The sequence below is a fragment of the Paenibacillus etheri genome (assembly GCF_001012825.1).
Classification (GTDB): domain Bacteria; phylum Bacillota; class Bacilli; order Paenibacillales; family Paenibacillaceae; genus Paenibacillus_AQ; species Paenibacillus_AQ etheri.
In genome coordinates this window covers 1-202 of the sequence record NZ_LCZJ02000061.1, presented here as the reverse complement: position 1 = coordinate 202, position 202 = coordinate 1, and the positions used below count along the sequence as shown (strand labels likewise).

The window sequence follows — 202 nt, the reverse complement described above, 5'->3', positions numbered from 1 at the left end:
CGACTGTTTAGCAAAAACACAGGTCTGTGCGAAGCCGCAAGGCGAAGTATACGGGCTGACGCCTGCCCGGTGCTGGAAGGTTAAGGGGAGTGGTTAGGGGTAACCCGAAGCTATGAACCGAAGCCCCAGTAAACGGCGGCCGTAACTATAACGGTCCTAAGGTAGCGAAATTCCTTGTCAGGTAAATTCTGACCCGCACGAA

Annotated in this window: 1 rRNA gene; it reads left to right on the top strand. The window is 54.0% G+C overall.

The annotated features are described in order from the left end of the window. A 23S ribosomal RNA gene (locus tag UQ64_RS27655) occupies positions 1-202 on the top strand; the annotation flags it as partial.